At 55.1% G+C, this 12,944-nt stretch carries 10 protein-coding genes and 1 pseudogene; 3 read left to right on the top strand and 8 right to left on the bottom strand.

Going from position 1 to position 12,944, the window contains the following annotated elements; genetic code table 11:
• Positions 1 to 79: 79 nt before the first annotated feature.
• The 4 genes and pseudogenes from A7Q03_RS02630 to A7Q03_RS02615 form a co-directional block, all read right to left on the bottom strand.
• Positions 80 to 2,893: a 2-oxoglutarate dehydrogenase E1 component gene (locus tag A7Q03_RS02630; RefSeq protein ID WP_067447055.1), complete on the bottom strand. Its 2,814-nt coding sequence runs from the start codon at positions 2,891 to 2,893 to the stop codon at positions 80 to 82.
• Positions 2,894 to 3,658: 765 nt separating this feature from the next.
• The gene (locus tag A7Q03_RS02625) at positions 3,659 to 3,886 is read right to left on the bottom strand and encodes a succinate dehydrogenase assembly factor 2 (protein WP_067447053.1); all 228 of its coding nucleotides are present in this window, start codon (positions 3,884 to 3,886) and stop codon (positions 3,659 to 3,661) included.
• Between the two features lie 137 nt (positions 3,887 to 4,023).
• Positions 4,024 to 4,189: pseudogene (gene sdhB / locus A7Q03_RS02620) on the bottom strand (succinate dehydrogenase iron-sulfur subunit); the annotation flags it as partial.
• A 153-nt stretch (positions 4,190 to 4,342) separates the two neighbouring features.
• Positions 4,343 to 4,672, bottom strand: coding sequence for an FKBP-type peptidyl-prolyl cis-trans isomerase (locus tag A7Q03_RS02615; protein ID WP_023886583.1), 330 nt, complete (start codon positions 4,670 to 4,672; stop codon positions 4,343 to 4,345).
• Between the two features lie 247 nt (positions 4,673 to 4,919).
• Between A7Q03_RS02615 and A7Q03_RS02610 the strand changes: the two genes are divergently transcribed.
• From A7Q03_RS02610 to A7Q03_RS02600, 3 genes are all read left to right on the top strand, one after another.
• Positions 4,920 to 5,780: a phosphoribosylaminoimidazolesuccinocarboxamide synthase gene (locus tag A7Q03_RS02610; RefSeq protein WP_067447048.1), complete on the top strand. Its 861-nt coding sequence runs from the start codon at positions 4,920 to 4,922 to the stop codon at positions 5,778 to 5,780.
• Positions 5,781 to 5,856: 76 nt separating this feature from the next.
• Positions 5,857 to 6,051, top strand: coding sequence for a cyanate hydratase (locus tag A7Q03_RS02605; RefSeq protein WP_067447046.1), 195 nt, complete (start codon positions 5,857 to 5,859; stop codon positions 6,049 to 6,051).
• Positions 6,052 to 6,263: 212 nt separating this feature from the next.
• Entirely contained in the window at positions 6,264 to 6,773 is a 510-nt protein-coding gene (locus tag A7Q03_RS02600) for a cytochrome b (protein WP_082880654.1), read from the top strand.
• Positions 6,774 to 7,058: 285 nt separating this feature from the next.
• Here the strand turns inward: A7Q03_RS02600 and A7Q03_RS02595 are convergent, their stop codons facing one another.
• The 4 genes from A7Q03_RS02595 to nrdA all read right to left on the bottom strand — a co-directional run bounded on the left by A7Q03_RS02595 (position 7,059) and on the right by nrdA (position 12,894).
• On the bottom strand, positions 7,059 to 7,922 hold the full coding sequence (locus A7Q03_RS02595; protein WP_067447044.1) for an RnfABCDGE type electron transport complex subunit B: 864 nt from the start codon (positions 7,920 to 7,922) through the stop codon (positions 7,059 to 7,061).
• Between the two features lie 142 nt (positions 7,923 to 8,064).
• Entirely contained in the window at positions 8,065 to 9,198 is a 1,134-nt protein-coding gene (gene nrdB, locus A7Q03_RS02590; RefSeq protein ID WP_067447042.1) for a class Ia ribonucleoside-diphosphate reductase subunit beta, read from the bottom strand.
• Positions 9,199 to 9,290: 92 nt separating this feature from the next.
• Positions 9,291 to 10,502, bottom strand: coding sequence for a nuclease-related domain-containing protein (locus A7Q03_RS02585; RefSeq protein WP_067447040.1), 1,212 nt, complete (start codon positions 10,500 to 10,502; stop codon positions 9,291 to 9,293).
• Between the two features lie 112 nt (positions 10,503 to 10,614).
• Complete coding sequence (gene nrdA, locus A7Q03_RS02580; protein WP_067447038.1) at positions 10,615 to 12,894, bottom strand: class 1a ribonucleoside-diphosphate reductase subunit alpha; 2,280 nt, start codon at positions 12,892 to 12,894, stop codon at positions 10,615 to 10,617.
• Between the last annotated feature and the right edge of the window lie 50 nt (positions 12,895 to 12,944).

Genomic DNA, 12,944 nt, shown 5'->3' with positions numbered 1-12,944 from the left:
AATTGAAAAATAGGTAAATCGTGTTCTGAGGAGGCTACCTGAAAACGGTTTGGCATGTTTCAGGTAGCCTTTTAGTGCTTTAGAACTTCATCGCGTCTTCAAGCAGGCCGTCCAAACCGGCTTTGTGTTTCACAGCATAGCCGACGGCGGGCGAGGCACTGGCCGGGCGGCTGGCGGTGGTGAGGCGCTGGTTGGCGCCGAGCACTTTTTCCAGACGGTGGCGGATTTGATACCAAGCGCCTTGGTTTTTCGGCTCTTCCTGCGCCCACATGATTTCGGTGGCGTTCGGGAAGCGTTTGAGCTCGGCGGCCACTTCTTCGTAGGGGAAGGGGTAGAGCTGCTCGACGCGAACGATGGCAATGTCTTTTTCCAAGCCTTTGTCGGCGCGGGCTTTGGCCAAATCGTAGTACACCTGGCCGGCACACAGAATCACGCGTTTCACATCTTGGTCGCGGCCCTGTACGGTGTCGCCGATAACGAGGCGGAATTCGCCGTCGGTAAAGTTGGCCAGCGGGCTGCAGGCATCTTTGAGGCGCAGTAGGCGTTTGGACATGAAAATCACCAGCGGTTTGCGGTAGGGGCGCAGAATTTGGCGGCGCAGGGCGTGGAACATCTGTGATGCTTCAGACATCATCAGCACTTGGATGTTTTCTTCGGCACACAGTTGCAGCCAGCGTTCTACGCGGGCAGAAGAGTGCTCCGGGCCTTGGCCGTCGTAGCCGTGCGGCAGGATAACGGTGAGGCCGCACCAGCGTCCCCATTTGGTTTCGCCGGAGGTGATGAACTGGTCGATGGCGATTTGCGCACCGTTGGCGAAGTCGCCGAACTGGGCCTCCCAAATCACCAGGTCTTCCGGCGCGGAGGAGGCATAGCCGTATTCGTAGGCCATCACGGCTTCTTCGTTCAGGATGGAATCAATTACGTTGAAGCGGCCTTGTTTTTCGCCAATGTGTTGCAGTGGGATATACACGCCGCCGGTGCGTTCGGCACGGTTTTGGTCGTGCAGTACGGCGTGGCGGTGCGAGAAGGTGCCGCGGCCGGAGTCTTCGCCGGAAATGCGGATATCGTGGCCGGCTTCGAGCAGGCTGGCATAGGCGATGGTTTCGGCCATACCCCAGTCAATAGCTTGCTCGCCAACAGCCATGGCTTTGCGGTTGTCGATAATTTTGCTCACGGTGTTGTGCAGCTTCACATCGGCCGGGATGGTGGTGAAGCGGTCGGCCAGGCGTTTGATTTCGGCAGCAGGCAGAGCAGTTTTCACCGGAGTGCGCCAGCTGATGGGCTGGTATTTGCTCCAATCCACAGCGTGTTCGCGTTTCTGTTCGGGCAGGATTTCCTGGATGCGGTCGCCTTTGTCCATCGCGGCGCGGTAGTCGCTGATGAGTTTTTCGGCTTCTTCCTTAGTTACCACGCCTTCTTTAATCAGCTGCTCGGCATACACGGCACGGGAGCCGGGGTGTGCGGCCACTTGTTTGTACATCAAGGGCTGGGTCAGGGTAGGATCGTCGCCTTCGTTGTGGCCGAGTTTGCGGTAGCACACCAAATCGATCACGATGTCTTTCTGGAAGGTAGTGCGGTAGTCCAGCGCGATTTGGGCGGCGTGGCACACGGCTTCCGGGTCGTCGCCGTTCACGTGCAGAATCGGTGCGCTCACCATCTTGGCGATGTCGGTGCAATACAGGGTGGAGCGAGTGTCGCGCGGATCGGAAGTGGTGAAGCCCACTTGGTTGTTGATCACGAAGTGGATGGTGCCGCCGGTGCTGTAGCCGCGGGTTTGCGACATATTGAAGGTGGATTGGTTCACGCCCAAGCCGATGAAGGCGGAATCGCCGTGGGTAAGGATGGGCAGCACTTGTTTACGGCCTTCAGCACCGCGGTGGTCTTGGCGGGCGCGTACGGAGCCTTCAATCACGGGGTTGGTGATTTCCAAGTGTGAGGGGTTGTAGGCCAAAGAGAGGTGCACCGGGCCGTGCAGGGTGGGCACGTCGGAGCTGAAGCCCATGTGGTATTTCACGTCGCCGCTGGGGAATTTAGCGTCCACTTTGCCTTCGAATTCGTCGAAAATGGCTTGCGGGGCTTTGCCCATGGTGTTTACCAACACGTTCAAGCGGCCGCGGTGTGCCATGCCGATTACGATTTCCTGCACACCTTTTTCGGTGGAGGCGCGGATCAGGTGGTTCAGCGCGGGCACGGTGCTTTCGCCGCCTTCGAGCGAGAAGCGTTTCTGGCCCACATAACGGGTGTGCAGATAGCGCTCCATGGTTTCGGCGGCGGTGATTTCTTTGAGGATGAGGCGTTTGGTGTCGGCGTCAAATTGCGGGCGTGCGCCGTTGGCTTCCAAACGTGCCTGCAGCCATTCGCGCTCGGCGGTGTCGGGAATGTGCATGTATTCCAGCGCCAAGGGGCCGCAGTAGATTTGTTTCAGATGGCGGATGATTTCGGCCAAGGGCAGCTTGGGGCTACCTGAAAGATCGGTGCCGACATGGAAAGGAGTGTTCATGTCGGCATCACTGAGGCCGTAGGTTTTAGGATCGAGCTCGGGCAGTTGTCTGATATGGGTGCGGTCGAGCGGGTTGAGGTCGGCGGCGCGGTTGCCCAAAGAGCGGTAGGCGGAAATCAGGCTCAACACGGCCACTTGCTTCTGCATGGCGGCGAAATCCACACCGCCTGCGGCTGCGCCGCGCTGCTGTGCCAAGTTGGCAAAAGCTTCCTGAATCGGGCGGTGCGCCACATCTTTCGGGGTGTTGCCGGGCAGAGCAGCCACTTGGTCAAAATACTGCCGCCATTGGCTGTCCACGGAGTCAGGGGAGCTCAGATAGGCTTCGTACAAATCTTCAATATACGGGACGTTGGTACCGTATAGGTAGGACAAACTACTTTGTTCTTTCATCATGGCAAGATCCTTATTTAAGGTGAAGGTTTGAAGAGCAGCACGCTTGCTTATCAGGCTGCCTGTCTAAGCGGGTAGCCTTTATCCTATCTGCAGCGAATGCCGATTCCGAATCGCCACACGGCGGGCGGCTAAAAATGAGTATGGCGATTCGGAATAAGCATTTTCAGGTAGCCTTTTGCCGGCCGCCTGATTGCGCTTGGCGCAGGAAATTGTTTGTTTGGAAAGGGGGAGAATGGAGAATCTGGCGCGGTGGAATGGCCGGGGAGGGGAATATGATAAAAACTCGAAGCCGGCTACCTGAAAAGGTTGTTTTGTTTGTCGCTAAGATTCTGGAATCAGCCCGGCCTTTCGTTGAGTTTCAGGGGGTTACCAGGCAGCGGCAGAAATGTTGCTGGAAGTTTGCCAAACGCCGGTATAACGGCTGAATAATACGACCCGATATGGGGAACGTCAATAAGAAAAATCCCTTTTGCAGCAGGCACGGCGGGGTGGGTGTGGGCTGGCGGCAGAAGGTGGGTGCTGGAGGGATAGTGAGCTGTTGATTAAACAGAAAAGATGGAGGAAAGAGGCTACCTGAAAACCGGAATGTTAAAGTTGCTTGCGGCGTGTTTGAGTGCCGGCTGTGGTCGATAAAGAAAAAGGCTACCTGAAACTTTGGCTTCACAGAAACTCTGCGGTGTTTTCAGGTAGCCTTATGTGTCTGAACTTTAATATGTCCGAACTTCATTGAAGCTACGCTTTCAGGTAGCCTTAACGGAAAGTGGCTCAAGCAGTTCGTCGGCTGCTACGGATTTTGCCTAATAAGGCTTCGCTCTTGGCATCGGCAGCAAGGTTTTGGCCGTTGACTTGGGCGAACAGTTCGGGGTCGGGCAGGGTGAGCAGCTTGGTGAATACGGCCAGCTTGGTACCACTCGGGCGGCTGAACTTGGCGGCCATGAACTGCTTAAGCAGGATGCCGAGCTCCAAAAGGCCGCGTTGGGTTTGGAAGCGCAGGTGGCGTTTGGCGGTGTCGTCAAAGGTGGTATGGTTTTATTAGTAGGGGATTAGTTAAATCAGGAGAAAGCATGGCCTCGGGCGGTACAGCCAGTACGGCTAGGCTGGCCAAGGCTGTACTGGTTCAAGGTAATCCGCTATACCACGCGTTTGAGCATGATTTTCTTTGATTTTGCCGATGGCGCGGGTGGTGTTGAGGTGTTTGGATCGAATGTTCACGCAGTTCACAATGGTGTGGCAGCGGAACAGGTGGTAGGGGTCGTTGGGGTGGTTCAAACATTCGTTGGTGATCGTGTCGCGGGCGTGTGTTGAACTACCGCTTAATAGTAACTGCATATAGTACCTCAATCGTCTTCTGGCGGTTGTAACAGCAATATGTTGGTAAATAAAAAGGTCACCTAAAAACTTATTTCTGGGTTTCAGGTAACCTTTTTCTCTTTTGAGTAGGTGAACCGCTTAATCGTGTACCTTCAGCAATTCCACTTCAAAAATCAAAGTGGCGTTCGGTGGAATCACACCGCCGGCACCGCGTGCGCCGTAGCCCATTTCCGGCGGGATGGTGAGTTTGCGTTTGCCGCCTTCGCGCATACCGCCGAAGCCTTCGTCCCAACCGCGGATGACTTGGCCCACGCCCAGGATGATGGTGAGCGGTTGGCCGCGGTCGAGGCTGGAGTCGAATTTGCTGCCGTCAGTTAGGTAGCCGCTGTAGTGTACGGAAATCCGCTTGCCTTTTTCAGCAGTTTTGCCGCTGCCGGTTTCGATGTCTTCAATAATCAGATTGCTCATGATGTTTCCTTAAGTGAGGGATGGAAAGGGAGGCTACCTGAAAAATAAGCGTTTCGATTTCATTCTAAACCGCGTTGAGGTTTGCGCTTTCAGGTAGCCTGCTGATGCGGGCAGCATTCTCAAGCATAAAATGCAGTTCGACAACTGTTTTGCCGCCTTCGGGCATGATATTTCCACGCTGCCGTTTTTTCCGTGCGGCAATTGGACTAGAATATCAACTTTCCGACCACCCGCCCAATAATTCATCATGACCACCATCCCGCTGAAAAAAATCTATTCCGGCAAAGTGCGCGATTTGTATGAAATCGACAGCCGCAGCATGCTCATCGTTGCCTCCGACCGTCTCTCTGCCTTCGATGTGATCTTGAACGAACCCATTCCCGGCAAAGGCGAAATCCTCACTCAGATTTCCAATTTCTGGTTCGGCAAGCTCTCGCACATCATGCTCAACCACTTCACCGGCCAAACCGTATACGACGTTTTGCCTCACAACGTAGCCGCCGCTCTGGAAAAACGCGCCGTGGTGGCCAAACGGCTCGAGCCCTTAAAAATCGAAGCCATCGTGCGCGGTTATTTGGCCGGCAGCGGCTGGAAAGAATACCGCCAAACCGGCGCCGTGTGCGGCATCAGGCTACCTGAAAACCTGCGCGAAGCCGAGCAGCTGCCCGAAATCATCTTTACTCCGTCCACCAAAGCCGCAGTGGGCAACCACGATGAAAACATCGGTTTTGACGAATGCGCCCGCATCATCGGCCAAGAGCTGGCCGAAGAAGTGCGCCACAAAGCCATCGCCCTCTATAGCGAAGCCGCCGACTATGCCCGCACCCGCGGCATCATCATCTGCGACACCAAATTCGAATTCGGCCTGGACGAAAACGGCACGCTCACCCTGATGGACGAAGTGCTTACTCCCGATTCCAGCCGCTTCTGGCCCGCCGACCAATACCAGCCCGGCAGCAACCCGCCCTCGTTCGACAAACAATTCATCCGCGACTGGCTCGAACAAAGCGGCTGGGACAAACAGCCTCCCGCTCCCACCGTGCCCGCCGAGGTTATCGAAAAAACCTTGGCCAAATACCGCGAGGCTTTGGCACTGCTTACCAAGTAATCCGTTTCCAGGTAGCCTCAAACACAATCCGGGCTACCTGAAAACCCATTCCGCCATTCAAACCGTATTTTCCGCCATGCCTACCCGCAAACAAACCGCTCTGCAAACCGCCGCCAAACTAAAACAGGGCAAAACCGCCCGCCTGAAAGAATGGCAGGCGGTATCTGCCCAGCGGCAGTTTGCCAACGAATACACAGTGGCCGCCCGCTTCGGCGAACCCGCGTTCACCGAAGAGCAGGCCGAGATGGTGGCGGCGTTGTTTGGCAAGTAAGCCAGCAATCAAAGGGCTACCTGAAAATTTAGCTTCGCAGAAACTTTGCTGCGTTACGTTTCAGGTAGCCTTTATTGGTGCATCAAACAGAATTTAGCGTGCGTTAAATAGCCGTGTATTGTCTACGGCTTGCTGCTTGGTATCAAAAGTTCATTTAATCCGTTATAATCCACTACTTTTCGGTTTTTAAAAATTTAAAAAAGGAAATAAGAATGAAAGACACACCACAATACTACGGTACCCTCAGCCGTTTTTTCCATTGGCTGATGACGGCCATGTTTGCCTTTATGCTGTGCACGGCGGTCATGTGGAATATTAACGAAAAATACTACAGCTTGATAAGCTACCACAAATCGGTGGGCTTCCTTCTGCTGGTTTTGGTGGCCTTGCGCCTGGTTTGGGCGCTGGCAAATTGGCGCAACCGCCCGCACGGCAGCTTGGCTATGAAGCTGGGGCATGCCGCGCTGTATGTGTTGATGGCGGCTGTGCCGATTGTGGCGATGATTCGCCAATACGGCTCTGCGCGCGGCGATTTGGAAGTGTTCGGCATCACGGTGATGCATAAAATCGAGCAGCCTATCGAGTGGATGACGCAACTGGGCAACGCGGCACACGGTAAACTGGCGTACCTGCTGTTTTTGCTGGCCTTCGGGCACATTGCCATGGTGGTACTGCATCAGCTGCGTGGCGAGAAGATCATCAATCGGATGTCCGGCAAATAATATGGTTGAATTGGCCGGCTTAAGCCGGCACCGAAGAAGCAAAATAGGCTACTTGAAAATTGCTGTGTAGGATTTTCAGGTATCCTTTTTGTTTGGGATAAGGCGGCGGATTGGGTTTCCGCGGGCGGCTCATGCCCGCCCGGTATCAAGTATTCAGCTGTTGAGGCAGTTTAGGCATTCGTTTTCTTTCTGCCTCAGGGTGGCGCGCAGTTTTTTGCTGTACTGCTGGTTCAAATCGTTTTCGGCGAGTTTTTGTTTACTGGCCACGACGGATCAGTTTTTGGATTAGGCTTCTTCTTCGGCTTTGTGTTGGCGGAGGTAGTCTTTGGCGGCAGCTTGCTCGGCTTCGTTACCGTAGCGGATGTTTTTCAGGGCGCGGCGGTGGGCGGCTTGTTGCTGGGCGGCGGCGATTTGTTGTTGGCGGAAGCTGTTGTGATTGCTGGGTACGGTGCGCTGGTTTTGCCGTGCCTGTGCGCCGGCCATGGCGCGGGCGATAAGGTCGGCCGGGTTGAAGGCGGGCGCGGCGAGATTATTTGGTTTGGCGGGTGTGGCTGCCAGCTGGGCAGATGGGGGCGTTTGGGCAGCTGCTTGCACGGCGGCGGCTCGTTGGGCAAGGTGGGCTTGGCGTTCGGCAGCGGCACGCTGTTGGCGCTGCTCGCGGTGTTGAAAACGCTGTTTGGCATGTGCGGCAGCGGCGCGGCGGGCTTGTTCGGGCCAGGCTTTAGCACCGGCGCGGGGCAATACGGCATCGGGCACAGGCTGCATTTCGATGCAGTCCACGGGGCAGGGTGGCAGGCAGAGGCCGCAGCCGGTGCATTCGTCGGCCAGCACAGTGTGCATGAGTTTGGATGCGCCGAGGATGGCATCGACGGGGCAAGCTTTGATGCAGGCGGTGCAGCCGATGCAGGCGGCTTCGTCGATGTAGGCCAGAGCTTTGATGGCGGCTTTTTCGGGCTGGACCAGGGGCAGCGGCTGGGTGTGCAGCAGCTCGGCAAGCTCGTGCAACACGATGTCGCCGCCGGGCGGGCAGAGGTTGATGGGGGCTTGGCCTTGGGCGATGGCTTGGGCATAGGGGGCACAGCCGTCGTAGCCGCATTGGCGGCATTGGGTTTGCGGCAGGAGGGCTTCGATTTGGCTGGCAGTGGGCATGGTGGTGTGGCAGTTGGGTTTGGTTATGGGTTGTATCGAACGTTAATCCGTTTTATTTTAACACGCGGTTTCAAGCTCAAAGGCTACCTGAAAATCAGTTTGGCGATTTTCAGGTAGCCTTTTGGCTCGGTTTCTGGCGGGCTTACAGTTCGAAGTCGCCCAAGTCGTCGGCGCTGACTTCGGCGTCGATTTGGCCGATGAGGTAGGAGGAGATTTCCACTTCTTGCGGGGCTACCTGAACGTTGTCGGAGGAGAGCCAGGCATTGATCCAGGGGATAGGGTTTTGCGTGGCGGCAGGGAAGGCGGCGTTCAGGCCGACGGCCATCATGCGGTGGTTGGTGATGTATTCCACATATTGGCACAGGATGTCTTTGTTCAGGCCGATCATGCTGCCGTCTTTGAAGAGGTATTCCGCCCACTCTTTTTCCTGTTCAGCGGCTTTTTTGAAGAGCTCGAAGCAGTCGTTTTCCAGCTCGGCGGCGATTTCGGCCATTTCGGGGTCGTCGGTGCCGCTGCGCATGAGGTTGAGCATGTGCTGGGTGCTGGTGAGATGGAGGGCTTCGTCGCGGGCGATGAGCTTGATGATTTTGGCATTGCCTTCCATCAGCTCACGCTCGGCAAAGGCGAAGGAGCAGGCGAAGGAAACGTAGAAGCGGATGGCTTCGAGCACGTTGACGCACATCAGGCAGAGGTAGAGTTTTTTCTTCAAATCGCGCAAGCTTACCACAATGGTTTTGCCGTTTACGCGGTGCTCACCTTCGCCCAACAGGTTGTAATATTGGGTGTATTCGATGAGGTCGTCGTAGTAGCAGGCGATGTCTTCGGCGCGGGCGATGATGTATTCGTTTTGCACGATGTCGTCGAACACGATGGAGGGATCGTTGACGATGTTGCGGATGATGTGGGTGTAGCTGCGCGAATGGATGGTTTCACTGAAGCTCCATGTTTCAATCCAGGTTTCGAGCTCGGGAATGGATACCAAGGGCAGCAGGGCAACGTTGGGGCTGCGGCCTTGAATGGAATCGAGCAGGGTTTGGTATTTGAGGTTGCTGATGAAGATGTGTTTTTCGTGGTCGGGCAAGTTGGCGTAGTCGATGCGGTCGCGCGATACGTCGATCTCTTCCGGCCGCCAGAAGAAGGAAAGCTGTTTTTCAATCAGTTTTTCAAATACTTCGTATTTCTGCTGGTCGTAGCGGGCGACGTTTACGGGCTGGCCGAAAAACATCGGTTCTTTGAGGGCGTCGTTTTTTTCCTTGCTGAAGGTGCTGTAGGACATGACGAGGTGTTCACAGGACATGGCGGGATCTCTTTTGCAATGTGATTGGTAAAGGAATAGGGGTTCAGGCTATCTGAAAATAATATGGCGGGTTAGGCACGGTTTTTGGCACGTTGGTGTTCCATGCAATACAGTTTACCGTGGAAGCGTTTGGAATATTTTTGGCAATATTGGATAACTGCCGGGGTAAGCTTTTTATCGCAGCCAGGGTGGTCGCAATGGTTTTGTTCTGTTTCTTTCTGCTCGGCCGGGGTATTGCTTGTTTTGTCGGCAGTGTTGCTCTGCTGATGTTCGCGGCAATACAGCTTGCCGCCAAAACGGCTGCTGTGTTTTTGGCAATATTGAATGACTGCCTGGCTGAGTTTTTCATGACAGCCTGAGTGTTCGCAGTATTCATCATGTACGGTTTCGGTTTCGGATTTGTGGCTGGCAGGGGGTGCTTTTTGTTGTAAGGCTGCCTGCTGGTGCTCGCGACAGTATATTTTGCCGTTGAAGCGTTCATGGTTATGCAGACATAGCAATGCTTCATTTTCGCTGATGGCCTGCCCGCAGGTGTGGCAGTTTGTCAATAAGGGCTTGATGGAGTTGGGCAGATATTCTAGTAGCCCTTCCGGCTTGTGTTCTGCCGCAATGCGCCGCCCCCATTCGTGAATGGTTTCGTTGTTGATTAACAGGGCGTCAAACATATGGTTGAGAACGAAGCCGACGCCTACTCTGTTTTCGCCGAATTGTTCGTGCCATTGTCGGATAGCATCGGCTTTGATGACACAGGAAGTATCAAAATCTTTGCTATCTGGCCGGCGGATAATGGACTGCGGCGATACAAGAACGGCATGGTGTACTTCCAACGGCCGACCGGTTTTCATTTTCACGCCGATACGATCGAACAGTTTCAATAGGATTCGTTCGTGCCGTTTGCTTTGTTCGATGGGGGATGGGATCCCCTTTTTCTTACCGCTGGGATATTGAACCGTGAATTCGCCGAATTTGTTGATAGTGAGGTTGCCATTGAAGTTTTTGGTTTCCAACAAAATGGCAAAAACGCGGTTGATCAATAGATGATCGATTTGCGCAACTTCTCCGTCGATTTCTATCCGCAAGTCATGGATGACTATATAGTATTCGCTGTCTTTTAGGTAGTTGTCGATGTAAAAGGCAGCATCTTTCTCGCCATTGATACCAGTACGCAGCTTCCATAATTTATCGGTTAACTGTTCGCGCTGTTGCTTGTTGAGCGGCAGTTTATCTATGGCCTCGAGCAGTTTCAGCTTGCTGCTTTTATTGTCGGCAGATTTAATCAGCATGATGTGGATGTGGAAAAAGGGTTTTCAGGTAGCCTGTTGGGCTGAAACCAACAAGGAGGAATAGGCTACCTGAAAAATAAACTCCTTTTTCAGGTAGCCTCGCTATCACAGGCTAAATCTTGCAAGCTCCGCCGGCGCAGCCGTCATCCTGAATATCGCTCTGCGTATCGTCCGCACCGTCGCGGGTGTGGTGGTAGTAGAGGGTTTTCAGGCCGAATTTGTAGGCGGTGAGCAGGTCTTTGAGCATCTGCTTCATGGGTACGCGGCCGCCGTCGAAGCGTTTGGGGTCGTAGCTAGTGTTGGCAGAAATGGCCTGATCGACGAATTTCTGCATGATGCCGACCAATTTCAGGTAGCCGTCGTTGCCGCCCATCTGCCACAGGGTTTCGTATTGGTTTTTCAGGCGCTCGAATTCGGGCACGACTTGTTTGAGGATGCCGTCTTTGGAGGCTTTCACGCTGACGAGGCCGCGCGGGGGCTCGATGCCGTTGGTGGCGTTGGCGATTTGCGAGCTGGTTTCGCTGGGCATGAGTGCGGTGAGGGTGGAGTTGCGCAGGCCGTGCTGGACGATTTCGGCGCGCAGCTCTTCCCAATCGTAGTGCAGGGGCTCGCTGCAGATGCTGTCGAGGTCTTTTTTGTAGGTGTCGATGGGCAGCACGCCTTTGGCGTACATGGTTTGGCCGAACAAGGGGCAGGCGCCGTATTCTTTGGCCAGCTGCACGGAAGCTTTGAGCAGGTAGTATTGCATGGCTTCGAAGGTGCGGTGGGTGAGGGCGAGGGCGGAATCGTTGCTGTAGCGTACGCCGTGTTTGGCCAGATAATAGGCGTAGTTGATCACGCCGATGCCCAGGGTGCGGCGGTTCATGGTGGCTTTGCGGGCGGCGGGGATGGGGTAGTCTTGGTAGTCGAGCAGGGCATCGAGCGCGCGCACGGCTAGGTCGGAAAGGTTTTCCAGCTCGTCCAGGTTTTCCAATGCGCCGAGGTTGAAGGCGGACAGGGTACAGAGGGCGATTTCGCCGTTTTCGTCGTTGATGTCGTTTAACGGTTTGGTGGGCAGGGCGATTTCCAGGCATAGGTTGGACTGGCGCACGGGAGCTACGGCGGGGTCGAATGGGCTGTGGGTATTGCTGTGGTCTACGTTGTGGATGTAGATGCGGCCGGTGCCGGCGCGTTCCTGCATCAGGGTGGAGAACAGCTCGGTGGCGGGTACCACGCGTTTGCGGATGGCCGGGTCTTGCTCGTATTGCACATACAGGCGCTCGAATTCGTCTTGGTCTGCGAAGAAGGCGTCGTACAGGCCGGGCACTTCGTTGGGTGAGAACAGGGTGATGTTGCCGCCTTTAATCAGGCGGGTGTAGAGCAGGCGGTTGATTTGTACGCCGTAGTCGAGCTGGCGCACGCGGTTGTCTTCCACGCCGCGGTTGTTTTTCAACACCAACAGGCTTTCCACTTCGATGTGCCACAGCGGATAGAACAGGGTGGCCGCACCGCCGCGCACGCCGCCTTGGGAGCAGGATTTAACGGCGGCTTGGAACATTTTGAAAAACGGAATGCAGCCGGTGTGCTGGGCTTCGCCGCCACGGATTTCGCTGCCCAAGCCGCGAATGCGGCCGGCATTGATGCCGATGCCGGCGCGTTGGGAAACGTATTTCACAATCGCGCTGGTGGTGGCATTGATGGAATCCAGGCTGTCGTCGCATTCAATCAGCACGCAGCTGGAGAATTGGCGCGTGGGGGTGCGCACGCCGCTCATGATGGGGGTGGGCAGCGAAATCTTGAACAGGGAAACCGCGTCGTAGAAGCGTTTGACGTAATCCAAGCGGGTGGCTTTTGGATATTTGGCAAACAGGCACATGGCCACCAAGATGTATAGGAACTGCGGGGTTTCGTAGATTTGGCGGGTAACGCGGTTTTGCACCAGGTATTTGCCTTCCAGCTGCTTAACGGCGGCATAGGAGAAGGTCATATCGCGGGTGTGGTCGATGTAGCCGTCGATTTCGTCAAACTCTTCGCGGCTGTAGTCTTCGAGGATGTGGTGGTCGTATTTGCCTTCGGCGGTCAGCTTGCTGACGTGGTCGAACAGGTGCGGCGGCTCGTATTGGCCGTAGGCGATTTTGCGCAGGTGGAAAATAGCGAGGCGGGCGGCCAGGTATTGGTAGTCGGGTGTGTCTTCGGAAATCAGGTCGGCAGCGGCTTTGATGATGGTTTCGTGGATATCGTCGGTACGGATGCCGTTGTAAAACTGGATATGGGATTTAAGCTCGACTTGCGACACGGATACGTTGTCGAGGCCTTGCGCCGCCCAAGTAACGACGCGGTGGATTTTATCGAGGTTGATCGGCTCCAAACGGCCGTCGCGCTTGGTGACTTTGAGATTAACGGTATCGTTCATTTTCCCATCCTGATTTTGAGTAGGCAGCACAAGATAATGTGTTTGGTAAG

It is taken from the genome of Eikenella sp. NML99-0057, assembly GCF_001648535.1.
Lineage (GTDB): Bacteria > Pseudomonadota > Gammaproteobacteria > Burkholderiales > Neisseriaceae > Eikenella > Eikenella exigua.
The sequence above is the reverse complement of the archived record's forward strand: the minus strand, read 5'-3'. Positions and strand labels throughout refer to the sequence as shown.

Bases quoted from the DNA above. Each gene is read 5' to 3' on its own strand.
- A7Q03_RS02630 (WP_067447055.1), bottom strand. From the start codon at position 2,893: ATGATGAAAGAACAAAGTAGTTTGTCCTACCTATACGGTACCAACGTC.
- A7Q03_RS02615 (WP_023886583.1), bottom strand. From the start codon at position 4,672: ATGAGCAATCTGATTATTGAAGACATCGAAACCGGCAGCGGCAAAACT.
- A7Q03_RS02610 (WP_067447048.1), top strand. From the start codon at position 4,920: ATGACCACCATCCCGCTGAAAAAAATCTATTCCGGCAAAGTGCGCGAT.
- A7Q03_RS02605 (WP_067447046.1), top strand. From the start codon at position 5,857: ATGCCTACCCGCAAACAAACCGCTCTGCAAACCGCCGCCAAACTAAAA.
- A7Q03_RS02600 (WP_082880654.1), top strand. From the start codon at position 6,264: ATGAAAGACACACCACAATACTACGGTACCCTCAGCCGTTTTTTCCAT.
- A7Q03_RS02595 (WP_067447044.1), bottom strand. From the start codon at position 7,922: ATGCCCACTGCCAGCCAAATCGAAGCCCTCCTGCCGCAAACCCAATGC.
- nrdB (WP_067447042.1), bottom strand. From the start codon at position 9,198: ATGTCCTACAGCACCTTCAGCAAGGAAAAAAACGACGCCCTCAAAGAA.
- A7Q03_RS02585 (WP_067447040.1), bottom strand. From the start codon at position 10,502: ATGCTGATTAAATCTGCCGACAATAAAAGCAGCAAGCTGAAACTGCTC.
- nrdA (WP_067447038.1), bottom strand. From the start codon at position 12,894: ATGAACGATACCGTTAATCTCAAAGTCACCAAGCGCGACGGCCGTTTG.